At 67.6% G+C, this 22,824-nt stretch carries 22 protein-coding genes; 14 read left to right on the forward strand and 8 right to left on the reverse strand.

Annotation, left to right across the window (positions count from 1 at the left end; genetic code table 11):
* Nucleotides 1–214: 214 nt before the first annotated feature.
* The 4 genes from ACZ3H8_RS16130 to ACZ3H8_RS16145 all read right to left on the reverse strand — a co-directional run bounded on the left by ACZ3H8_RS16130 (nt 215) and on the right by ACZ3H8_RS16145 (nt 2,509).
* Nucleotides 215–535 (reverse strand): GYD domain-containing protein, encoded by a 321-nt coding sequence (locus ACZ3H8_RS16130; protein WP_467402056.1) that lies wholly within the window; start codon nt 533–535, stop codon nt 215–217.
* A gap of 40 nt (nt 536–575) precedes the next feature.
* On the reverse strand, nt 576–872 hold the full coding sequence (locus ACZ3H8_RS16135) for a DUF3303 family protein (protein ID WP_467402059.1): 297 nt from the start codon (nt 870–872) through the stop codon (nt 576–578).
* Nucleotides 873–1,006: 134 nt separating this feature from the next.
* Entirely contained in the window at nt 1,007–1,792 is a 786-nt protein-coding gene (locus tag ACZ3H8_RS16140; RefSeq protein ID WP_467402061.1) for a DUF72 domain-containing protein, read from the reverse strand.
* A 54-nt stretch (nt 1,793–1,846) separates the two neighbouring features.
* Nucleotides 1,847–2,509, reverse strand: a complete 663-nt coding sequence (locus ACZ3H8_RS16145; protein ID WP_467402064.1) for an arsenate reductase/protein-tyrosine-phosphatase family protein — start codon at nt 2,507–2,509, stop codon at nt 1,847–1,849.
* 185 nt (nt 2,510–2,694) lie between these two features.
* Between ACZ3H8_RS16145 and ACZ3H8_RS16150 the strand changes: the two genes are divergently transcribed.
* The 6 genes from ACZ3H8_RS16150 (at nt 2,695) to ACZ3H8_RS16175 (ending at nt 7,733) form a co-directional block, all read left to right on the forward strand.
* Nucleotides 2,695–3,069 (forward strand): ArsR/SmtB family transcription factor, encoded by a 375-nt coding sequence (locus ACZ3H8_RS16150; protein WP_467402066.1) that lies wholly within the window; start codon nt 2,695–2,697, stop codon nt 3,067–3,069.
* A 247-nt stretch (nt 3,070–3,316) separates the two neighbouring features.
* The gene (locus ACZ3H8_RS16155; RefSeq protein ID WP_467402067.1) at nt 3,317–4,297 is read left to right on the forward strand and encodes a PstS family phosphate ABC transporter substrate-binding protein; all 981 of its coding nucleotides are present in this window, start codon (nt 3,317–3,319) and stop codon (nt 4,295–4,297) included.
* Nucleotides 4,294–5,235: a phosphate ABC transporter permease subunit PstC gene (pstC, locus tag ACZ3H8_RS16160; protein ID WP_467402070.1), complete on the forward strand. Its 942-nt coding sequence runs from the start codon at nt 4,294–4,296 to the stop codon at nt 5,233–5,235. Before ACZ3H8_RS16155 ends, pstC begins: the two co-directional genes overlap by 4 nt.
* Entirely contained in the window at nt 5,232–6,140 is a 909-nt protein-coding gene (gene pstA / locus ACZ3H8_RS16165; protein WP_467402072.1) for a phosphate ABC transporter permease PstA, read from the forward strand. Before pstC ends, pstA begins: the two co-directional genes overlap by 4 nt.
* Nucleotides 6,141–6,145: 5 nt before the next feature.
* Complete coding sequence (pstB, locus tag ACZ3H8_RS16170; protein WP_467402074.1) at nt 6,146–7,006, forward strand: phosphate ABC transporter ATP-binding protein PstB; 861 nt, start codon at nt 6,146–6,148, stop codon at nt 7,004–7,006.
* Nucleotides 7,007–7,016: 10 nt separating this feature from the next.
* Entirely contained in the window at nt 7,017–7,733 is a 717-nt protein-coding gene (locus ACZ3H8_RS16175) for a winged helix-turn-helix transcriptional regulator (protein ID WP_467402076.1), read from the forward strand.
* Nucleotides 7,734–7,779: 46 nt separating this feature from the next.
* Here ACZ3H8_RS16175 and pstS read toward each other — a convergent pair whose 3' ends face one another.
* Nucleotides 7,780–8,898 carry a phosphate ABC transporter substrate-binding protein PstS gene (gene pstS, locus ACZ3H8_RS16180; protein ID WP_467402078.1) on the reverse strand — a complete coding sequence of 373 codons (1,119 nt, stop codon included), beginning with the start codon at nt 8,896–8,898 and terminating at the stop codon, nt 7,780–7,782.
* A 222-nt stretch (nt 8,899–9,120) separates the two neighbouring features.
* Here pstS and ACZ3H8_RS16185 point away from each other — a divergent pair, with 222 nt between their 5' ends.
* The 6 genes from ACZ3H8_RS16185 (at nt 9,121) to ACZ3H8_RS16210 (ending at nt 16,682) form a co-directional block, all read left to right on the forward strand.
* Nucleotides 9,121–10,500 (forward strand): NAD(P)-binding domain-containing protein, encoded by a 1,380-nt coding sequence (locus tag ACZ3H8_RS16185; RefSeq protein WP_467402081.1) that lies wholly within the window; start codon nt 9,121–9,123, stop codon nt 10,498–10,500.
* Nucleotides 10,497–11,723 (forward strand): MFS transporter, encoded by a 1,227-nt coding sequence (locus ACZ3H8_RS16190; protein WP_467402313.1) that lies wholly within the window; start codon nt 10,497–10,499, stop codon nt 11,721–11,723. The genes ACZ3H8_RS16185 and ACZ3H8_RS16190 overlap by 4 nt, the downstream gene beginning before the upstream one ends.
* A gap of 344 nt (nt 11,724–12,067) precedes the next feature.
* Nucleotides 12,068–13,159, forward strand: a complete 1,092-nt coding sequence (locus ACZ3H8_RS16195; RefSeq protein ID WP_467402083.1) for a sugar ABC transporter substrate-binding protein — start codon at nt 12,068–12,070, stop codon at nt 13,157–13,159.
* A 243-nt stretch (nt 13,160–13,402) separates the two neighbouring features.
* Entirely contained in the window at nt 13,403–14,512 is a 1,110-nt protein-coding gene (locus ACZ3H8_RS16200) for an NAD(P)H-dependent flavin oxidoreductase (RefSeq protein WP_467402086.1), read from the forward strand.
* 86 nt (nt 14,513–14,598) lie between these two features.
* On the forward strand, nt 14,599–15,357 hold the full coding sequence (locus ACZ3H8_RS16205) for an IclR family transcriptional regulator (protein ID WP_467402088.1): 759 nt from the start codon (nt 14,599–14,601) through the stop codon (nt 15,355–15,357).
* Nucleotides 15,358–15,452: 95 nt separating this feature from the next.
* Nucleotides 15,453–16,682 carry a PP2C family protein-serine/threonine phosphatase gene (locus ACZ3H8_RS16210; protein WP_467402091.1) on the forward strand — a complete coding sequence of 410 codons (1,230 nt, stop codon included), beginning with the start codon at nt 15,453–15,455 and terminating at the stop codon, nt 16,680–16,682.
* A gap of 35 nt (nt 16,683–16,717) precedes the next feature.
* Here ACZ3H8_RS16210 and ACZ3H8_RS16215 read toward each other — a convergent pair whose 3' ends face one another.
* The 3 genes from ACZ3H8_RS16215 to ACZ3H8_RS16225 all read right to left on the reverse strand — a co-directional run bounded on the left by ACZ3H8_RS16215 (nt 16,718) and on the right by ACZ3H8_RS16225 (nt 20,442).
* Complete coding sequence (locus ACZ3H8_RS16215; RefSeq protein WP_467402092.1) at nt 16,718–17,554, reverse strand: glutaminyl-peptide cyclotransferase; 837 nt, start codon at nt 17,552–17,554, stop codon at nt 16,718–16,720.
* Nucleotides 17,555–17,556: 2 nt separating this feature from the next.
* Nucleotides 17,557–19,062, reverse strand: coding sequence for a tyrosine-protein kinase domain-containing protein (locus tag ACZ3H8_RS16220; protein WP_467402095.1), 1,506 nt, complete (start codon nt 19,060–19,062; stop codon nt 17,557–17,559).
* Between the two features lie 117 nt (nt 19,063–19,179).
* On the reverse strand, nt 19,180–20,442 hold the full coding sequence (locus ACZ3H8_RS16225) for a nucleotide sugar dehydrogenase (RefSeq protein ID WP_467402097.1): 1,263 nt from the start codon (nt 20,440–20,442) through the stop codon (nt 19,180–19,182).
* A 151-nt stretch (nt 20,443–20,593) separates the two neighbouring features.
* Between ACZ3H8_RS16225 and ACZ3H8_RS16230 the strand changes: the two genes are divergently transcribed.
* Both ACZ3H8_RS16230 and ACZ3H8_RS16235 read left to right on the forward strand, forming a co-directional pair.
* Complete coding sequence (locus ACZ3H8_RS16230; RefSeq protein WP_467402100.1) at nt 20,594–21,775, forward strand: NAD-dependent epimerase/dehydratase family protein; 1,182 nt, start codon at nt 20,594–20,596, stop codon at nt 21,773–21,775.
* A complete protein-coding gene (locus ACZ3H8_RS16235; protein ID WP_467402102.1) occupies nt 21,763–22,797 on the forward strand; it encodes an MraY family glycosyltransferase in 1,035 nt (344 codons plus the stop codon). The genes ACZ3H8_RS16230 and ACZ3H8_RS16235 overlap by 13 nt, the downstream gene beginning before the upstream one ends.
* The last annotated feature ends 27 nt before the right edge of the window (nt 22,798–22,824 follow it).

Below are 22,824 nucleotides of genomic sequence, written 5' to 3' on the forward strand. Positions count from 1 at the left end.
CGGCGCCGGGATCATCCCGGAGGCATGCGTGAGTGCGACTGGCGGAGGAGGCGGTGTCAGCCCAGGGCATGACGAAGAATCAGGGGCATTGGGGTATTGCCGCGGGCTTCACATCTGACGGGGCCGCGCCGCAACGGCAGGCAGCAGCAGGCGGCCCTGCGTGTCGTACGAGCACGACACGCAGGGCCGCCAGACCCTCAACGGGGGTGGCGCGTCAGGCGCCGGGTGCGCGGTAGTCCACCTTCTGGCGGACCGCTTCGTCGATTTCCTCGGGCGTCAGCAGCACGACCGTGCTCGTGCGAACGCCACCGGCCGCCGACGTGATCAGACCCATGGCCGCGGCGTGGGCATTGCTCGGCAGGTCCACCGTGACATAGACGTCTTCGTCGCCGAATGCCCAGTGCATTGATTCGAGCCGGCCACCCAGGCTCTGGACCATGCGTTCGACGACCTCACGGCGCGCAGTGCCGCCTTCTTTGAGCAAGCCCTGCAGTCCGTCGACCGTCAACTTGGCCCTGAAGAGGTATTTCGACATCGGTCTCCGCCTTTCACGTACGTGCCGAAGAGGGGTGTGCTCAGCCGGAGCCGTATGCCTGGAGACCGGCCTGGACGTCGTCGAAGTTCATCACCGGTATGAAGGTGACCTTCGCGCCGAGTTCCTGGAAGAAAGGCTCGGCGATTGCCGGGATCTGAGAAGGCTCCTGAAGGTCGAAGACAAAGAATCCGGTGCGTTCTCCGTTCTGCGCCCCGAAGTAGGCGGCTTCCGGCTTCAGCCGCTCGATGGCCGACTTCATGGTCGTGCCCAGGCTCTGGTCCTTGATCGCCTTGTTTGCTTTCTCGGTGTCGAATTGGACCGTCAGCAATACCCTCATGAGCGTTCCACCTCATGTGTGTGTGCCGGCATCGCGCGATGTGCGAGGGATTCGCAGCGCTGTGTGTCCGTACATCCATCGTCGCCCTGCCCCAGCACGACTGCATCCCGGCAGGGCGCCTCGCTGTGGCCCGCTCAGGACGTGGATCGCGCCGCCAGGGACGGAGGCGTACGGCTCGCCGTCCGGCCCAACGCGGCCGCTGCCCGGGCGAACTTCGCAGCGTCCAGCAGGGCCGCACCGCCCAGGTCGTTGTTGAAGTACACAAACACATCGTTCTCGTCCGGCCATGCGTCGGCGATGCGTCGGGCCCAGGACTTCAGCGCTTGGCGGCCGTAGCGCGGCGGTGGCTCGGAGATGCCGCCGTGGAATCGCACGTACCCCCATGACGCGGTGCGCCACAGTGGCGTCACCGGGCGGGACCCCCGATCCGCCCAGCACAGGGCGCTGCCGTGCCGTTCCAGCAGCGCCCGGAGTTCCCGCTCCGCCTCCCACCACGACGTGTGCCGGAATTCGACGGCCACCCGAACCGTGCCGGGAAAGCACCTCAGGCAGGCGTCCAGAGCCTCGATGTCCTCCCGGAAGTGGGCAGGCAGTTGCAGCAGAACGGGCCCCAGCCGGTCGCCCAGGCCCTCGGCGTGATCCATCAGCCGGCGCACCGGCTCCTCGGGGGCGCGCAGCCTCTTCATATGGGTCAGATAGCGGCTGGCTTTCACCGCCATGACGAACCCCTCCGGCGTCCGCTCCCGCCAGGAGGCGAAGATCTCCGTGGTGGGAAGCCGGTAGAAGGCGTTGTTGTTCTCCACGGTGGCGAAGTGCCGGGCGTACTCCTCCAGCCACAGCCGCTGCGGTTGCCTGGGCGGATAGAGAACGCCGCGCCAGTCCTTGTACTGCCATCCCGAGGTTCCGACAAGCATGGGCATGGTCCGATCCCTGCCCAGGAGGAGAGGAAGTATCGTCCCATTCAGGGCATATCTCTACCTGGATGTGCTGAGGCTGAGGTCTGAGACGAGCCGGTCAATGCGCTGTGTCAGGGCGTTTCGCACCGCGCGGGCACTCTCGATGTCCAGGCCCTTCAGGTCCGGCAGAGCCCAGTCGTAGTACCGCCTGTCGGGCAACACGGGGCAGGCGTCGCCGCAGCCCAGGGTGACCACGATGTCCGCCGCGTGGACCACCTCGTGGGCCAGTGGCTTGGGGAACTCCCGTCCCGGGGAGAGTCCGGCCTCGGCCATCAGCCGCAGCGCCACCGGGTCGATCCACGCCGCCGGCAGCGTGCCCGCGCTGTGGATGCGTACGGGACGAGTAGCCGTACGCCGCAGCAGCGCGGCCGCGAGCTGCGAACGGCCGGCGTTCTCCGTGCAGACGAAGAGGACCTCGGGGGCGGTCTTGGGGGCCGGCCCGGTGGTCCGGGCGATCGCGTCGAGGCGCTGGATGGCGAAGCGCTCGGCAAGGACCGGCAGGTACGCGGTTACGGCGGCGCGCGAGGCCAGCAGCATGTGGCACTCCTCCAGATACGACGCGACCGTCTCGGTGCCGAAGGTGCCGGCGTAGCGGCGGGACATCCGGCGGGCGGCGCGGGCCAGCAGGATGCGGGGGTCGTGCAGGGGCGGGACGCCGGCGCCGTGCGGGACAGCGGTCATGGGGGCCTCCTTGCGGCGGGCCCGGTGCCGGTGCTGGTGCCGCCCGCACGAGCAAGAATAGATTGTCATCTATGTTCTGGGCAGCCCCTCGGTGGCGTCCGGAGCAAGGTGAACTCCAAGTGAACAGGTAGCACTGGAGACCTTCGCTCAGGTATTCGGGCGAATCTGCTTCGTATGCTGCATAGATGACCGTCTCTGCATCGGGCCCGGAATCGGGCGAGGAGCCCACCGGCGGATGTGTGCCTTCCCTGACCGCCCTCCTGGTGGAGCGGGACCAGGTCGAGCGCATCGCCCGCGTGCTGAAGGCGATCGCCGACCCCACCCGGTTGCAACTGCTGCATCTGATCCAGACGGCGCCAGGCGGCGAGGCTTGCGTCTGCAATCTGACCGAGAAGCTCGGGCTGCGGCAGCCCACCATCAGTCACCATCTGAAGACCATGGTCACCGCTGGACTGCTCACGCGCGAGAAGCGTGGCACCTGGGTCTGGTACTCGGTCGACCGGGAGGGAATGGAAGCGGTGCAGGACATCTTGCGCTCACCCGTCGGCGCGCTGACCTGACGGCTTTACCCAGGGACACCCCTGAGGGGGCGGAGGCGATGAGCCTCCGCCCCCTCTTGCATGCGCCTGGCATGCAAATAGAGGTGATCATCTATATAGATGCACGGCTATGATTCTCGGTCGCGTCACTGCGCGTGCACCGTGAGTTCATATAGCCAAAGTTCGATCCAAGGGTGTGAGGGGGCCTTGGCAGTGGCCCCTCGAATGCCGGCCTTCTTAACCGGCCCGACCTCAAGGATCGAGAAAAGTGAACGCAGTCAGTGGTTCCAGAAGGTTCGCCGGGCCGACAGCGCTGGCCTTTGCCGCAGCCCTCACACTGAGCGCCTGCGGGGGCGGGGATGCCGACAGCGGCTCGGGCTCCGGCGACAGCAAGGAGCTGTCGGGCAAGGTCAAGGTGGACGGCTCCAGCACGGTCGCGCCGCTGAGCACGGCCGCCGCCGAGTTCTTCGCCGAGGAGCAGCCCAAGGTCCAGGTCACCGTGGGCACTTCGGGCACCGGCGGTGGCTTCGAGAAGTTCTGCAACGGCGAGACCGACATCTCCGACGCCTCCCGCGCCATCAAGGACGAGGAGAAGGCCGCCTGCGACAAGAAGGGCATCAAGTACGAGGAGTTCACCGTCGCCAATGACGCGCTGACCGTCGTGGTGAACAAGGACGCCGACTGGGTCGACTGTCTGACTGTCCCGCAGCTGAAGAAGATCTGGGAGCCGGGCTCCAAGGTCAAGAACTGGAACGAGGTCGACCCGAAGTTCCCGAACGAGCCGCTCAAGCTGTTCGGCGCGGGCACCGACTCCGGCACCTTCGACTACTTCACCAAGGAGATCAACGGCGAAGAGAAGGCATCCCGCACGGACTACAGCCCGACCGAGGACGACAACGTCACCGTCCAGGGCGTTTCGGGCTCCAAGGGCGGCCTCGGCTACTTCGGCTTCTCCTACTTCGAGGAGAACCAGGGCAAGCTCAAGGCCCTGAAGATCGACGGCGGCAACGGCTGCGTCGCGCCCGGTGTGGAGACCGCGCAGACCGGCACGTACAAGCCGCTGTCCCGTCCGCTGTTCATCTACCCCAACGCCAAGGCCCTGGAGCGGCCCGAGGTCGAGGCGTACGTCGAGTACTACGTCGAGAACCACGCGAAGATCGCCAAGGACGCCAAGTTCATCCCGCTCAACCCCGAGCAGGAGAAGGAGCTCAAGGCCTCCCTCGAGAACCTGAAGAAGTCGGCACAGTGACCACGTGGACCCCGTCGGCCCCCGCAGGGACACGCTCCCTGCGGCGGGCCCGCCCGCGCTACGGCGAAGGGGCCATCAAGGCACTGCTGTTGACGGCGGCCCTGGTCTCGGTCGGCACGACGGTGGGGATTGTGGCGGCGCTCATCCCGCCGACCGCCGAATTCTTCAAGAAGGTCGGGGTGTGGGAGTTCCTCTCCGGCACCGAGTGGACCGCGCTGTTCTCCAGTCCCGAGTACGGCGTGCTGCCGCTTCTGACGGCCACGGTCCTGATCACCGGGATCGCGCTCGTCGTCGCGATCCCCATCGGGCTGGGCGCGGCCGTCTACCTCAGCGAGTACGCGAGCCGGCACAGCCGGGGCATCTTCAAGCCGATGCTGGAGATCCTGGCCGGCATCCCCACTGTGGTCTACGGCTTCTTTGCCTTCGCCTTCATCACCCCGCTGCTGCAGGACTACTGGCCCTTCGGCGATCCGCCGGAGGTCAAGAACGCCCTGTCCGCAGGGCTGGTGATGGGCGTGATGATCGTGCCGACCATCGCCTCGCTCGCGGAGGACGCGATGTCGGCCGTCCCGCACGCGCTGCGCGACGGCGCCTATGCGCTGGGCTCCGGCAAGCGCACCGTCTCCGTACGGGTCGTCATGCCCGCCGCGCTGTCCGGCATCGTTGCCGCCTTCGTGCTCGGCGTCTCCCGCGCGCTCGGCGAGACAATGATCGTGCTGATTGCCGCGGGCGCGAAGCCCGATCTGACCCTCAACCCGCTGCACGAGATGCAGACGATGACCGCCTTCATCGCGGGTGCGGCGTCCGGCGACGTGTCGACGGCGTCCTTCGAGTACAAGACCATCTTCGCCGTCGGCGCGCTGCTGTTCGTGGTGACCTTCGTGATGAATCTGATCAGCATCCGCCTGGTGCGCAAGTACCGCGAGGTGTACGAATGAGCGTCGTACGCGACCGAGTCGCACCACCCTCCCCGGCGCCGGGCCCCCGGCTCGCGGGTCCGCGCTTCCGCCTCGGCGAGAGCGCGTTCCGCTGGCTGTTGTTCTGCTGTCTGGCCGCCGGCATCGTGTTCCTCGCGGTGCTGATGATCTACATCCTGGCGGAGGCCTGGCCGCGGCTGGACTCCCGGCTGTGGAACAACTTCCCCTCCATCCGCCGTCCCGGGAACGCCGGCGCCCAGTCGGCGATCTTCGGCACGATCTGGGTGATCGCCTTCACCGCGCTGTTCTGCCTGCCCACCGGGATCATGGCCGCGATCTATCTGGAGGAGTACGCCGATCCGAACCGCTGGTACAACCGGCTGATCGAGCTGAACATCCAGAACCTCGCCGCGGTCCCCTCGATCATCTACGGCATCCTGGGACTTGGCCTTCTGGCCCGCCAACTTGCCCTCGGCACCACGGTGTTGACGGCGTCACTGACTCTGTCCCTGCTGGTGCTGCCGGTGGTGATCATCTCGGCGCGGGAAGCCATCAGAGCCGTACCGCAGTCCATCCGGCAGGCCTCGCTGGCCCTGGGGGCGACGCGCTGGCAGACCGTACGCCGTCAGGTTCTGCCCGCGGCCGTCCCCGGCATCGCGACCGGTTCGATCCTCGCCCTGTCCCGGGCGATCGGCGAGGCCGCACCCGTGATCATGCTCGGCGCGGTCACGTACGTCGCCTTCAACCCCGAAGGGCTGCAGAGCGCGTACACCGTGCTGCCCGTGCAGATCTACGGCTGGATCAGCCAGTCCCGCGAGGAGTTCCACCACCTGGCTGCCGCGGCCATCGTGATCCTGCTGGGCCTCCTGCTCGCGATGAACGCCACGGCCATCTGGCTCCGCAACCACTACAGCAAGCGCTGGTGACCACCATGACGAAAGACCAGACCCCCGAGGGCCACGGCTTCTCGATCGCGCTCGGCGATCGCCGGCACGGCCGGCCCGCGCCCTCCCTGGACGACCCGGTCTTCCACATCTCCGACCTGGACGTCTGGTACGGCGACCACCAGGCCGTACGCGATGTGACGCTGACCATCGGCCGTCGCCAGATCACCTCGATGATCGGCCCGTCCGGCTGCGGCAAGTCGACCGTGATCCGCTGCCTGAACCGAATGAACGACCTGATCGCCGGGGCCAGGGTCACTGGCAAGGTCGCGTACCACGGCGAGAATCTGTACGACGCCGAGGTCGACCCGATCGAGGTCCGGCGCCGCATCGGCATGGTCTTCCAGAAGCCCAACCCCTTCCCGAAGTCGATCTACGACAACATCGCGTACGGGCCGAGGGTGAACGGGATGAAGGGCAACCTCGACGATCTCGTCGAAGAGGCCCTGACCGGGGCGGCGCTGTGGGACGAGGTCAAGGACAAACTGAGGGCGGGCGCACTGGCGCTGTCCGGCGGGCAGCAGCAGCGGCTGTGCATCGCCCGTGCCATCGCGGTGAAGCCGGAGGTGATCCTGATGGACGAGCCGTGCTCGGCCCTCGACCCGATCGCCACCGCCAAGATCGAGGACCTGATGGCCGAACTGGCCTCGGAGTTCACGATCGTCATCGTCACGCACAACATGCAGCAGGCGGCCCGTATCTCCGACTACACCGCCTTCTTCACGGCGGACGTCGACAAGGCGGGTGTGCGCCACGGCCGGCTCGTCGAGTACGACACCACGGAGAAGATCTTCGAGAACCCGGCCGACCAGCGGACCGAGGACTACATCACCGGTCGCTTCGGCTAAGGAGGTACGAGTGCCACAAGCAAGGCGCTTCGCACTTCCCGGTGCCCCGGCCATCCTGCTGGCAGAAGCCGACGAGGCGGTCGCGGATCAGGTGACCGACGGCCTGATCAGGGCGGGGATAGAAGTCATCGGCTGCCGGGACGGCGCTGAAGTACTGCTGCAGACCGGTCTGATTCACCCCGCCCTGGTGCTGCTGGGCACCCCCCTCCCGGTGGTCGACGCGGCCCGGGTCACCGAGCTCCTGGGCCGGCTGAATCCGGTTCCGGTCGTGGTGGGGGTCGGCCCACAGCTGGCCGAGGAGGCTGCCGCGGCACTGGCGGCGGGGGCAGTCGCCCTGGTGGCGCGCCCCTACCGGCTCGGCGAGATACTGCCGCTGCTGCCGCGGGCAACCTCGGAGGCGGCCGCCCGGCTGAAGGTCGGGGACATCGAACTCGACCCCGCCGGGCTTCATGTCTACGTACGGGGGCAGGTGCTGCGGCTGCCGCTGCGCGAGTTCGAGCTGCTGCGCTATCTGATGCAGAACACCAACCGGGTCGTCTCGCGCCAGCAGATCCTGCGCGAACTGTGGGGCGGGGAGCACACCGACACCAACACCCTGACCGTCCACATCAAGCGGCTGCGGGAGCGGATCCGCGCGGTGGAGGGCAGCTGCTGCACCATCGACACGGTGCGGGGGCTCGGGTACCGGCTGGAGTGTCCGGAGGAGGCCCGGCCGCGCCGCAGTTGAAGAAGAACCGGCATAAGTGTGGCGCACCAGGACACGCCCCGTCCGGTCAGGACAGCGTTTGAATGACCTCACGCACCTGGCCGGCGACCGAGTCCGGCAGCGGGGCGTAGTGGATTTCGGGGAGAGCCTTCTGCCCTTCTTCACCGGCGGTATAAGCCAGGAAGGATTTCAGGGCGGGAAGGGTTTCGGGCTGGTTCCCTGTGTCGCACACGATCTCGTAGGTGACCTGGACGATCGGATACGCGCCTTCTGCGGAGGTTCCGTAGTCGAACTTCAAGGTCAGGTCCTTGCCCGTGCCGGCGATTTTGGCTTCTGCCATGCCGGCGGAGGCGGTCTTCGGCGTGGGGGCGACGGGCCGGGAGGCTCCCGTGTCGATCTTGACCGTACTGATCTTGCCGGCAGCGGCGAAGGACAGCTCGAAGTAGCCGATCGAGCCGTCGAGCGACTGCACCTGCGACACAACTCCGCTGGATCCGCTCGCGGATTCACCGCCCTTGCCCTGCCAGGACTTCTTCACCGGGTGAGGCCAGGAACCACCTGCGGCGCCGGCCAGGTAGGCATTGAGATTCTGGGTGGTGCCGGAGTCGTCCGACCGGTGCACGGGGCGGACGGGGATAGGCGGCAGCTTCACGTCCGGGTTCAGCCGCCGGATGTCGGGGTGGTCCCAGGAGGTGATCCGCGCGTCGAAGATCTTCGCCAGGGTCGGGGCGTCGAGCACCAGATCGTCCACGTCCTGAAGGTTGTAGCCGATCGCGATGGGGCCGCCGACCATCGGAAGGTCAATGGCCCTGCCGCCCGCGCAGACGTCCTTCGACCACTGGACCTCTTCGGGCTTCAGTGCGCCGTCCGAGCCGCCGAAGCTGGTCGCCCCCCGGAGGAACTGGGCCACGCCGGCGCCCGAGCCCAGGGGGTTGTACTTGATCTGCACTCCTGTGCATGCGCGTTGGTACTGCTCGATCCAGTACGTCATGGCGTTCTGCTGGGCTGTTGACCCCGAGCCGGGTAGCTGACCCTGTGAGGCGCACTCGATCCGGGCCGCGGCCGGGTCGGAGGACGAGGTGTCAATGGCGGGGGAGACATCCGTGTCGCAGGCGGCCAGCAGCATGCTCGTCAGCGCGGCCGCCGCAGCGAGTGGGATGCGTCCCTTCGTGCGTAGACGCTGCACTCTCGTTCTCCTAAGTCGCCTGTCGCCCGGGAACATGCTCGGCGATGCGCTGCGCCCATGGGCGACATCCGTACGAACATCAGCCGTCGTGCCGTCGTATTCGGGGTGAGCGGGGCGTGCCCCACTCCTGATTCGACAAATGTCTATGTTGACGCCCATCGAAACAGGTGGGATGCTGAGGGCATAAGCCATCGACAGATGTCGAAACAAAGGGGAGTCATCGTGACCGTGCCGATTGCCCATGTGCCCATCGCCACCCTGCCCACCGTGGTGATCGGAGCCGGCCCGGTAGGCCTGGCCGCCGCCGCCCACCTCGTCGAGCGCGGCATCGAGCCGCTGGTCCTGGAAGCGGGACCGGCCGCCGGCAGTGCCGTACGCGAGTGGAGCCACGTACGTCTCTTCTCCACCTGGGCCGAGCTCGTCGACCCGGCCGCCGAGAAGCTGCTGGCCCCGACCGGCTGGACCGCGCCCGACGGGGCGACGTACCCGTCCGGCGGTGACTGGGCCGAGCGCTACCTCCAGCCGCTCGCCGACGTGCTGGGCGACAGGGTCCGCTTCGGCGCCGGCGTCACCGGCGTCTCGCGCGTCGGCCGCGACCGGGTCGTGGATGCCGGCCGTGCGGAGCAGCCCTTCACCGTGCACGTCACAAACGCCGACGGGACCGAGGAACGCCTCGCCGCCCGCGCCGTGATCGACGCCTCCGGCACCTGGTCCACCCCGGGCCCGATCGGCGGCGACGGCCTCCCGGCCCTCGGCGAGCGCGCGGCCGCCGACCGTATCTCCTACCGCGTACCGGACCTCAAGGACCCTGCCGTACGCGCCCGTTACGCGGGCAAGCGCACCGCGGTCATCGGCTCCGGCGCCTCCGCCTTCACCGCCCTGGCCTACCTGGCCGACCTGGCGAAGGAAACCCCGGGCACCCACGCGGTGTGGATCGTGCGCCGCGGCATCAGCGGCTCCACCTTCGGCGGCGGCGAGGCGGACCAGCTCCCCGCCCGCGGGGAACTGGGCCTCGCGGCCAAGGCAGCCGTGGACGACGGATACGCCGACGCCGTCACCGGATTCCGTACGTCCGCCATCGAGAAGACCGGCGACCGGCTGGTGCTGCTGTCCGAGGACGGCCGCCGACTCGACCCGGTCGACGAGGTCATCGTCCTCACCGGCTTCCGCCCCGACCTGTCGTACGTCTCCGAGCTCCGCCTCGCCCTCGACGAGCGCCTCCAGGCGCCGGTCGAGCTCGCCCCGCTGATCGACCCGAACGTCCACTCCTGCGGCACCGTCTACCCGCACGGCGTGAACGAGCTCTCCCACCCGGAGAAGGACGTCTATCTCGTCGGCATGAAGAGCTACGGCCGCGCCCCCACCTTCCTCGCCATGACCGGCTACGAGCAGGTCCGCTCCATCGCCGCAGCCCTCGCCGGAGACCAAGAGGCAGCCGAACGCGTCGAGTTGACCCTCCCGGAGACCGGAGTCTGCGGCGGCGCGGGCCTGTTCGACGAGTCCGACGCCACCAGGACGGACAGCGAAGGCGGCGGCTGCTGCGCCGCCCCGTCCACCCTCCAGATCGGCGTCGGAGCTCCGGTCCCGTCCGGCGGCTGCTGACCACTGTGCCCAGCCTCGGCATCAGCAAGGCCGCGACCGGAACAGGGGACCGGTCGCGGCCTCGCGCGGCTCTGCCCGCCCTGTGCGCCACCCAGATCACCAGCTGGGGAATCGTCTACTACGCCTTCCCCGTCCTGCTCCCGCACCTGACCGCGGACACGGGCTGGTCCACGAGCGCCGCGACCGCGGCCTTCTCCGGCGCCCTTCTGATCTCTGCCCTCGCCGCAATACCCGTCGGCCGCATCCTCGACCGCCGAGGCCCCCGCGCCGTGATGACCACCGGATCCGTGCTCGCGGTCGTCTCCGTACTGGCGATTGCCGCTGCGCCGAACCTCTACGTGTTCACCGCCGCCTGGCTCGCGGCCGGTGCCGCCATGGCCGCCACCTTCTACCAGCCGGCTTTCGCGGCCGTCACCCGGTGGTGGGGCCCCGACCGCGTCCGCGCCCTGACGATCGTCACGCTCGCAGGCGGCCTCGCCAGCACGCTCTTCGCACCCCTCACCGCCACGCTCGCCGACCACCTCGGCTGGCGCACCACCTACGCCGTGCTCGCCGCGATCCTCGCCGCCGTCACCGTCCCGGCCCACGCCCTAGCCCTGCGCGCCCCCTGGCCACCTGCCCCACCGGCCGCATCCACGACCAGCCGCACGCCGATCGCCCGCAGCCGACCCTTCCTCCTGCTCACACTCGCCTTCACGTTCTCCGGTTTCGCCATGTACGCGGTCGTCTTCGGACTGGTCCCCCTGCTCACCGAACGCGGCGCCGACCCCACAACCGCGGCCTGGGCACTGGGACTGGGCGGAGCGGGCCAGACCCTGGGCCGTACGCTCTACGCCACCCTCGCCCGCCGAACCGGCGTCACCACCCGCACGGCTGTCCTGATCACAGCAGGCGGCGCCACCACTGCGGCCCTGGCCCTCGTCCCCGGCCCGATCCCGCTGCTGATCCTGCTCGCCGTCCTCGCCGGAGTCGTACGCGGCAACCTCACCCTCCTCCACGCCACCGCCGTCACCGACCGCTGGGGAACGGCCCACTACGGCCGCCTGTCCGCACTGCTCACCGCTCCCGCCACCGTGGCGGCCGCCCTCGCCCCCTGGGCCGGGGCCGCACTGGCCGGCCGGCTCGGCGGCTCCAGTGGCCTCTTCCTCGCGCTCGCGGCGGGCTCCGCCCTGGCGGCCGTTCTGGCCGTCGCATCGGGGCGTCCCGCGGGGCGGCACCGATGACTGAGACCGGGCCGCGGGCCGAGGACATCCCTTTCGGCCAGCCGCTGGAGCCGCTCACCTGAAGGCCGCACCTCGAGCTGTCGGCGCTCGGCGACACCAGTGCGCTGGTGCCGGCTCGGCCCGTACGTCGGTGTGGCCGGTGAGGGGGCGACGACAACCCGCCATTGCCGCTTAGCAGTTCCCGGAACACTCTGCCGGTCGGCGCCGGCCTCGCTTAACTAACGAACAAGACCCGTTGCTATCTCGTTAATATTGTACTTCTTGACGCTTTTGTCGGGGCAGAGTTGACTTCCAGCCACCTCGGCCGCAACTACGTGGCCAGTCAGGGAGGTTGATTTCCACCGATGAACGCATATCTGCGTCGCGCCGCCGCTGCTGTCGCTGCCTCTGCGATGGCCGTCTCGCTCGCTGCCTGTATCAGCGCCCAGGGCTCGGGAGTGAAGACGAGCGACGACATCACTGTCGGTCTACTCCTTCCGGAGAACCAGGCTGCTCGCTACGAAAAATTCGACAAGCCGGTCATCGAGGAGAAGATCAGACAGCTGACGAACGGCAAGGGCAAGGTCCTCTACGCCAATGCGAAGCAGGACGCAGCTCTGCAGACGCAGCAGGTAGAAACCATGATCGAGGACAAGGTCGACGCCCTGATCGTGGACGCGGTCGACTCCAAGGCCATCGCCGACTCGGTCAAGAAGGCCAAGGAAGCGAACATCCCGGTCGTCGCCTTCGACCGTCTTGCCGAGGGCCCGATCGACGCCTACACCTCGTTCGACAACGAAGAGGTCGGCCACGTCCAGGGCACGGCGCTGCTGCAGGCGCTGGGCTCCGACGCCAAGGCGGGCGAGATCGTGATGATGAACGGCGCGATCACCGACCCGAACGCCGCGCAGTTCAAGAAGGGCGCGCACGCCGAGCTCGACGGCAAGGTGAACGTCGGCAAGGAGTACGACACGAAGGAGTGGAAGCCGGAGAACGCCAACGCCAACATGGAGGCGGCGATCTCGGCCCTCGGCAAGGACAAGATCGTCGGCGTCTACTCCGCCAACGACGGCATGGCGGGCGGCATCATCACCGCCCTGAAGGCCGCCGGCATCTCCCCGCTGCCGCCGGTCACCGGCCAGGACGCCGAGCTCGCCGCCGTGCAGCGCATCGTCGCCGGTGAGCAGTTCATGAGCGTCTACAAGCCGTACGCCCCGGAGGCCAACGCCGCGGCCGAGATGGCCATCCTGCTCGCCAGGGGTATGTCGCTCAACTCCATGGCTCAGGCGGACGTCGACAGTCCGACCAACAAGGGCATCCCCTCGGTGCTGGTCCCGGTCATCTCGCTGACCAGGGACAACATCAAGGACACCGTCATCCTGGACGGCGTCTACACCGTCCAGGAGATCTGCACCCCCAAGTACAAGACCGCCTGTAACGACCTCGGCCTGAAGTAGATCGCGAAGGGAGGCCCTGGCGTCGGGTGCACCACCTCGGCCCGGCGCCCGGCACCCATCCGGGTTCAGCTCCGGTTCAGCTGCCGAGGGCCACAATCGGGGGCCCTGAACGGCGAGCGGGTGAAGGGGCGCACCCGGCCTGGCCCGCAACTACGAACGACCGGGTGGCGTTTAGTTGACCAGTCGTCTAGTGTCGCCTGCAGCGGCGGGGAAATGGCTCGCCGACGATCATGGAGGACTTCCATGTCCGTTCCGATCCCTGGCGGTGACGGCATGAGTGCCGGACGGCTCGGCGACCTGCTGGGTATTGAACACCCCATCGTGCAGGGGCCGTTCGGAGGCGGTTTGTCCTCCGTAGCACTGGCGGCGGCCGTTTCCGAGGGTGGCGGCCTGGGTTCGTACGGGGCACACATCCTGTCGCCGGACGCCATCACGGACCTGGTCGCGGAGCTGAAGGCCGCTACGGACCAGCCGTTCGCGGTGAACCTCTGGGTGCCGCTGGAAGGGGAGGAGGAGGTGCGGCCGGACGCCGCCGAGCTGGCCCGGCACACGGAACGCCTGCGCCCGTACTACGACGAACTCGGCCTCACCGCACCATCGGCCGAGGACGTCCGGGCCCGGCCGGACTTCAATGATCAAGTGGACGTCCTGCTGGCGGCGGATCCCCCGGCCATCAGCTTCGTGATGGGAATTCCGCCCCAGCGCGTGATCGACGAGGCAAGGGGCCGAGGCATCGTGCTGATCGGCACGGCAACCACGGTGGACGAGGCTGTCGCTCTGGAGGCGACCGGAATCGACGCAGTCGTGGCATCCGGAAGCGACGCCGGGGGCCACCGGGGCGCGTTCCTGCGGCCCGTGAGGGAGTCCCTGGTCGGGACGTTCTCGCTGGTGCCGCAGGTGGCCGAAGCGGTGTCGGTCCCCGTCATCGCGGCCGGCGGTATCGCCGACCCACGAGGTATCGCCGCCGCGTTCGCCCTGGGCGCCGACGCCGTGCAGATAGGCACCGGATTCCTGGCGACCAGGGAATCTGGTGCGAGTGCCGTCCACAAGCAAGCATTGAGCGGGCCCGAGGCGCGAAGGACAGTGCTCACCCGGCTCTTCTCGGGCCGGACCGCACGCGGGATCCCGAACCGGTTCGTCCGCGACATGGCCGCCTACGAGGACGAGGTGCCCCCGTACCCGGTGCAGAACGCTCTAATGCAGCCGATCCGCCGGGCAGCCGGAGCCCAGGGAAGGGCGGAGTACGTCAACTTGTGGGCCGGTCAGGCGGCGGCGCTGACGCACGAATCCCTCGGCGCGGGGGAGTACTTGGCCTCGCTGGTGGAGGGTATCCGCGCAGACCGGCCGAAATGACCCCCGCAGACACCGCCCGGCTGTCACGTCGGCCATGCCGGCCGAGGGATCTTGCGATTGCGCTGCGCCGGGCGCAATCTTGTGTTGTGGGTGCTCAGGATGGCCCTACGCTCATCACTTCCGTGCAGCGAGCCTTCCGCTTGATGGAAGCCGCGGGGGCACACGAGGGCGGCGCCCCTGCGAAGCAGCTGGCACGCGAGGCGGGGCTGCCCCTTGCCACCGCATATCACCTGCTGAGGACGCTGGTCCACGACGGGTACCTGCGGAAGCTGGACGACGGCGGGTTCGTCATCGGGGACAAGCTGGACACGCTGTACGTCGGAAGCCGCGGGCAGGCGCTGCTCACCCGTATCCGTCCCACGCTCGTCGCTCTGCGGGACGAACTGTCGGCCGCCGCCTACCTGACCTTTTACGAGGAGGGCGAGATCCGGGTCGCCGAGATCGTCGACGGGCCTCGGGCACCTCGGGTTGACCCCTGGGTGGGATTCGAGGACGCCGGGCACGCCACGGCGCTGGGTAAGAGCGTCCTGCGCGAGCTGGACGACGACTCCCGCGGCGACTACCTCTCCCGGCACCCCCTCGCCGAGCTCACGCCCCGCACCATCACCCAGCGTTCCGAACTGCTCCGGCGACTGGACTCGTCGTCCGCCGGCCCGGCCGTCATGGACCTGGAGGAGTACGCCCTCGGTACGGTCTGCGTCGCCGTGCCCGTATACAGCGGGCACACGCTCGGGTCGCTCGGTGTCTCCGTCCCGGCAGACCGGCTCTCCCGAATCGATCAAGTCCTCGCCCGGCTGATCCCGACAGCGAGCCGCGTGACCAGGGGCCTTTCACTCACTATCTGAAAAATCTGCCCTTGTGGCTCACTCCGAACCACTGTTCCCTGGACAAAACGGGCGCTCAGGCGTCGGGAACGGATCAGGGAGTTGCGGACGGGTATATGAGTCAGGCCAGAGACGACCAGCGCGAGCGCCCACTGACCTGCAGTCTTACGAAGCGGGGGGCCTGTGGGGCACCGGCCCGGCCGTACGGCCGCCCGGGGGCGGCCCCGGCCTCGGGGACGGCGACGCTGGACCAGCCACGCACTGCCGCCCTCCTCGCCGCTGTGCCCGCACTGTTCGTCTTTGCCGTTGCGCTCCTCACCCTCGTCAGCGGAGCCGGGACGACTTGGTTGCCGCTTCTCGCCGTCGGGCCCACGCTGGCCGCCGCCACCAGCAGGCCGTGTGGGGTCCTTCGTATCGGCTTCATCGCCGTGGTACTGGGCGCTGTTCTCGGCGACCGTGCCGGTGCGCCGGGCCGTGAGCAGGCAATTGTGCTGTCCGCACTGGTCGCCGTCACTCTCGCGAGCAGCCTGGCCAGCGCGCTGCGCGGGCGTCGCGAACGGGTACTGGAAGCCGTCCGCTCAGTCGCCGAGGCTGCCCAGCACGCCCTCCTCAAGCCCGTGCCTGCCACTGTCGGCCAGTTCCAGGTGGCTGTCCGCTACAGCGCTGCCGCGGCGGAGGCCCGAATCGGCGGGGACCTCTACGCACTCGTGCCCACCCCTTACGGGATCAGGTTGATCGTCGGTGATGTGCGCGGCAAGGGGCTGCCCGCGGTGAGCACCGCTGCTCTGGTGCTCGGTGTATTCCGTGAGGCCGCCTATGACGAGCCGGACCTCCTGGATGTCGTCGGCAGGATCGAGCGGAGCCTGGCGCGCAACCTCGGTCCCGACGACTTCGTCACCGCCGTGGTCGCCGGGTACCCCGGGGCCGGGCGCATGGAGGTGGTCAACTGCGGACACGCCCCTCCGCTGCTGGTGCGCGGATCGGACGTCATGGCTGTCGAACCGACCCATCCGGCTCCGCCTCTCGGGATGAGCGCCCTCACCGGTGAGACCCCGAGCCTCCAGGTGCTGCCTTTCACCGACGGCGACCAGTTGCTTCTCTACACCGACGGCGTCACCGAGGCCCGCAACCACAGTCGTGAGTTCTACCCGCTCACCGAGCGGGTGGCGCGGCACGTGTCGGATGAGCCGTCCCGTACCGTCGCCGCGCTGCACGACGAGCTGCTGGCGCACGTGGGCGGCCGGCTCCACGATGACGCGGCACTGCTTCTGCTGCGGAAACCGGCCGTCGCCGGGTCGAGGTCCGCTACTGAGTCAGGCTCCGGTCGACAGGCCGACAGCAACTGATGCCCGCTCAGCGCCGCATCGGCCCGCATGCTGAGTCACTTGGGAACGAAGGCGACCCGGAACATCTTGGGCCACGACTTGCCGGTGAGCAGGAACTGATCGGTCCCGGGAACGGCCGCAATACCGTTCATGACGTACGCATGCTGCTTCTCGGCTGCGCTGAGGAGGGCCGGAGCGTCGATGTCTCCTGTTACCGTGCCGGTGTTGGCGTCGATACGCACAATCCGGTCGGCAGGCCAGACGTTGGCGTACACGGTGTCGCCGACGCATTCCAGCTCATTCAGCCGCGCCACAGGCTTCCCATGGGCGGTGACGGCAACATCCCCCGTCTTCGCGAGTGTTCTGGGGTCCCGGAAAGTGAGCCGGGAGGAGCCGTTGCTCGTCACCAGCCGGTCGCGATGCCGCTGGTGGCACACTCCCCAGCCTTCGTCCTGGTAAGGGACCCTGCGGAGCTCGGCCAGCGTCCTTGCGTCCCGTTCGACCGCGATGCCGTTCTGCCAGGTGAGCTGCCACAGAGTCGGCCCCATGACGGTGATTCCCTCGCCGAACAGCGGCGGGGACAACTCGGCGCGGACCGCGGGCGACTTGCCGAGCGGCCCCGCCCGAACCGAGGACCGGCCGACCACGCCTGTGCCCTCGTACAGCGTGCTGCCGCTCATCTCCAGGCCCTGGGTGAAGGCCGTCGGGTCATGGGGCAGGATCTCGACGACTTCGACCCTCAACTGCTCGACCTTGACCTCGGCCGCTGCCGCGGCCCGCGCATGTGTGCCCGCGCCGCGGTCCCCGGCTCCGCCACCCCTCTCACAGGAATGGACGAGCATCCCACCGGCCAGGGCCACGACCGCGACAGGGACCACCACCGCAAGACGCATGACTACGGTCGTGTCTTGACCGAGACCGGCATCGGCACCGGCACTGGCGCCCCGTGCCCCTTGGCAGCCGGTCCTCGGCTGCGGACCCCTGCCGCCGAGCGCGACGACACGAGCGCGGTAAGCCGGGCTTTCGCGCTCTGCTTCGGCCGGTACTTGTACGCATAGCCGTATGCTTCGCCCTCCCCTCGTGCCGGAGCGCCATTCAGGACGGCCCCCAACACTGGGACATTGACGCGTTGGAGGATGCGCAGGGCGTCGACGACCTGGCTCCGGCTTGTCCGCCCGGCGCGCGCCACGAGCAGGTAGCCGTCAATGGCGGGTGCCATCGCTGCGGTGTCGGCAAAGGGGAGCACCGGAGGGGTGTCCACCACGACATGGTCGAATTGCTCGGCAAGAATGCGCAGCAAGTCGCCGAAATGGGTGCTTCCGAGGAGCTGGGTCGGGTTGGGAGGAATCATCCCACTGGTGAGCACGGAGAAGGCCCCGGCCGACTGCAGTACCTGATGCAGTTCGGCCCGGCCCACCAGCACTGTGGTGAGCCCGGCGTCCCTGACCAGACCGAGAGCGGGAGCGATCGAAGGGCGGCGCAGGTCGCAGTCGATCAGGCATACCCTTGCCCCCTCTTCGGCCAGTGTGGCGGCCAGGTTGACCGACACGCTGCTCTTGCCCTCACGGGGCAGCGGGCTGGTGACGGCGATCACCTTCGGCCGCTGGTCCACTTCCGCGAACTGCAGATTGACACGAAGCTTCCGGAAGCCCTCCGCACGAAGGCCGTGCCTGTCGTCGCGCAGGGAGACCGGCTGCCGTACGGCTCGCGGATCCTGCACGATGCTGGACAGCACGGCCGGCCCCCCAGCCCCTTCCAGGCACTCGGCGAGGGCTTTGGAGTCGCGCATCGACGTGTCCACTGTCTCAACTGCGACGCCCAGCCCCAGCCCGAGAAGCAGGCCCACCGCCAGACCGAGCGCAACATTGAGGGCGGTGTTCGGGGACGAAGGCACGGGCGGCACCGCGGCAGGCTGGGTGACGGTGAGTCGTACCGGGGACGGGGATTTGCTTTTCTCCGGACGTTCCAGCTCCCTGATCACCTGGGCGAAGCGAGTGGCGACCGCATTGCTGATACGGGCGGCTCGTGCCGCACGGGTGTCGGTGACGGTCAGACGGACCAGCACCGTGTTGAGCGGCGCCTCGGCCGAGATCCGCGCAGCCAGCTGGGTCGGCGTCATATCGAGCCGGAGGGCTTTCACGACCGGCTTGGTCACCGCCGGGCTGGTCGCTACGTCGGTGTAGGACTGGACTCTCGCCTGGGTGAATGAGTTCCCCTGAATGAGCTGGGAGGTGTCGGCACCACTCTGGAGGGAAGCGAACAGCGTGGTCGTTGCCCGGTACTCAGGAGTGGCGACGACACTTGTCAGGATGCCTGCGGCCGTCCCCAGCAAAGCCACAATGGCGATGACGCGCCACCGGCGGGAAAGGACTCGAAGGTAGTCGCGCAAATCCAAGGTCATCCCCGATCGGAGCAAGTGAGTGAGTGAACGGTCACCCTAGGGCCGCGCTGAGGGATTCAGGGCACATGGCATGCATGCTCACCTTTTCATACCCCAACGGAGTGCATGGGCGGCCCTTCAGAGGCGCTCAACGGTTTCCGCGCGGCAGCGATTACAGGCGTCGAACACATAGTCGGCGACCTTCTCCACCATTGCGTAATCGAAGATGTCGTGGTCAGTTGCAATGACCACGGCATCGGCTGCCGCGATCTGTTCCTCTGTGAGTTCGACGCACAGGATGTCCTCGGGCAGCCGAAGAGCGTCGACATGCGGTTCCACCGCCAGGACGTGAGCGCCCAGTTGCCTCAGTCCGAGAGCCACGGCAACGGCAGGGGATTCCCGGATGTCGCCGGTATTCTTCTTGTAGGCGAGCCCGAGGACCAGGATTTGGCTGCCGTTGACCGGCTTGCGGCGGGCGTTGAGCCCTCTGGCAACGCGCAGCACCACATGGTCGGGCATGTGGCTGTTGATGTCGTTGGCCAGTGTCACGAAGCGGAAGTCGTGCCGAAGCGTCTGCTTGACCTGCCACGAGAGATAGGAAGGATCAATGGGCAGGCAGTGCCCTCCGACGCCGGGCCCGGGCAGAAAGCGCATGAAGCCGAAAGGCTTGGTCGCCGCCGCATCGATCACTTCCCAAATGTCGATGCCGAGTGGTTTGCAGAACATCGCAAGCTCGTTGACGAGGGCGATGTTGACATGGCGGAACGTGTTCTCCAGGAGTTTGGTCAGCTCGGCCGTGCGCGGTGAGCTCACCGGGACAGTACGGTCCACGACGTCGTCGTAGAACTGCTCGACATGTCGCAGGGAGATGTCGTTCAAACCGGAGACCACCTTGGGGGTGTTCTCCAGCCGCCAGGTCGGGTTTCCCGGGTCAATTCGTTCCGGGCTGTATCCCAGGAAGAAGTCCTTGCCCGCCCGGAGCCCGCTGCCCGCCTCCAGGATCGGGCATACCACGTGCTCGGTCGTGCACGGGTACGTGGTGGACTCAAGGATCACCGTGGCGTCCGGCCGGAGTTGCTGGGCGACTGCCTGTGCGGCGGTCTCCACGAAACTCAGGTCGGGGACACCGTCCTTCAGGGGAGTCGGCACCGTGATGACGCAGACATCGAAGCCCGCGGCATCGGCGTAATCGGTACTCAGGGAATAGCGGCCCGAGTTGAGGGCTGCCAGTAGGCGAAGGGATGTCACGTCCTCGGCGAACGACTCGCCGGCGGCCAGACGCTTGACGCGCATCTCATCAACATCGAGACCCACGACGTTGTGCCCGGCTTCCGCCACACGAACGGCGAGTGGAAGGCCCACGTACCCCTGGCCGACCACTACCACCTTCTTTGTTGCCACCGACACGGTGACTCCTCTCTGCTTGCCAAGCAGAATGTTTCGGAGGAATATGCCTGACACTCGCTCGACGCGGCTTCCCGTCCATCTCTTGAGTGACACTCATCAGGCGAATGGAGCCATGTCAGTCGTCAAGGGGGCACGAATGGGCTAATTGCAGGATTCCATTCATTCTATTTGCGTTATCCCTGGCTATCGTTGCCATGCGTCGCCGGGTCCACATGCCCCGGTAACGCCCCACCGGCAAACATGGAGTGACGACGTGATGGAACGTCCGAAATACCTGGTCACCGGAGGAGCTGGCTTCATCGGCTCCCATCTCGTCGATGCACTGCTGGCACGTGGTGAGCCGGTCGTTGTACTCGATGACCTCAGCACCGGGCGCCTGGAGAACCTGGCAAGTGCGCGCGGGCAGGATAACTTCCAATTCGTCCACGGATCCGTGCTGGATGCGGCGCTCGTCGACGAGTTGGTGAGTGACTGTGATTGCGTAGTGCACCTGGCGGCAGCCGTAGGCGTGAAACTCATCGTCGAACAACCGCTGAATTCCTTCACCATCAACACCAAAGGCACAGAAACGGTCATCGGGTCCGCTCACCGCCATGGCCGCAGAGTAATCCTCGCCAGCACATCGGAGATCTACGGCAAGAACTCCTCCGGGCCGCTGAACGAGAACTCCGACCGCGTCCTGGGCAGTCCCTCTGTCCCACGGTGGTCCTACAGCACTGCCAAGGCGGTCGACGAGATCCTCGCCGAGCTGTACCGCAGGGAGTACGGACTGCGTTCCACCGTCGTGCGGTTCTTCAACACCGTCGGTCCTCGGCAGAGCCCCGCCTATGGCATGGTCATCCCGAGATTCGCCCGTCAGTCAGTCCGAGGAGAACCCCTCACCGTCTACGGCACCGGGCAGCAGAGCCGCTGTTTCCTCCATGTCGCAGATGTGGTCGAAGCGCTCTTGTCGCTGATCGACCTTCCGGATGCCGTAGGGGAGACCTTCAACATCGGAAGCGACGAGGAGATCAGCATTCTGGATCTGGCGGAGCGGATCATCGCCTGCGCCGAGAGCACTTCGTCCGTGAGCCGTCTCTCCTACGGTGAGGTCTACGGACCGGGGTTCGAAGACATGGAGCGCCGCGTCCCCGACACCACGAAACTGAGGGCCTTCACCGGCTGGCAGCCGAGGCGGAACCTCGACGACGTGCTGGCGGACGCCGTCGCCGATGCCCGAAGTGAGGTGACGCAGAGGGTAGTCGAGCTTGTCGCTGATGGCCAGGCCAACGGGGAATCCGGCAATTCCACCGGTCAGACCGTGCTGGCGGGTCCATGTCCGGTCTGAGTCCGTGGCTGATGTCGGCGATCGCAGGGCTGGGGGCTCTCTTCATCGCTGCCCTGCTGACCGAGCCACTGCGGCGCCTGGCCCTGCGGCGCGGATACACCGACCAGCCGAACGCACGCAGAGTCCATGTCCGCCCGACGCCCTATCTCGGCGGCATCGCGGTCGCGATTGCCACCCTGGGCTCCGCGAGTGTGGCGACACTCGCCGCGACGGAGTACGACGCCACGGTTGGCGTCGTACTCGCATGCGCTGCGCTCATCGCCGTGCTTGGCCTCACCGACGACCTGCGTCCGCTCAGCATCCGTGTTCGTCTCTGTATCGAGGCGGCGGCAGCCCTGGTGGTGGTTCTGTGGTGCGGCCATCCCGTGCTCTTCGGTACATGGCTCGACGTGGTACTCGCGGTCGCGTGGATCCTCTTCACCACCAACGCGTTCAACTTGCTGGACAACATGGACGGGGTGGTATCCACCGTAACCGCGGTCACCGCGGGATTCCTCTGCTGCGCCGCTCTCTCCGTCGGTCTGGTCGGCACCGCCTCGGTCATGGCTGCTCTGGCCGGGGCCTGCGCAGGTTTCCTCTTCCACAACTGGCATCCGGCGCGGATCTTTCTCGGTGACGCGGGCTCACTTTTCGTGGGCTTTCTGGTGTCGTCAGCCACTGTGGTTCTGCACAGGGACAACGCCGCCCTTTCCGGGTACACCAGTCTGTTCCTCATCACCTTGGTCGTCACGGCGGACACCGTCCTGGTCATGGTCGCGCGACGCAGGGAGGGCAGACCTGTGCTGCAGGGCGGCAGGGATCACATCGCCCACCGACTCCGGCGCCTCGGGCTGACTGTCCGCCAGGTGGCCGTTGTCATCGGAGGCTTCGCGGCCATGACGTGCCTGACAGCAGTGCTCGTCATGTTCAAGGTCGTCCCGCAGAACGCCGTGCTGATCACGGTTGTCACGGTGACCGTCGTGGCCTGGGGCCTGCTGCTGAGAGTCCCTGTGTACGCCGTAAGCGGGGACGGACAGAGTTGAGGGGAGCCACGGCGCGTCGCCGTGGCT

It is taken from the genome of Streptomyces sp. NPDC002868 (assembly GCF_055563295.1).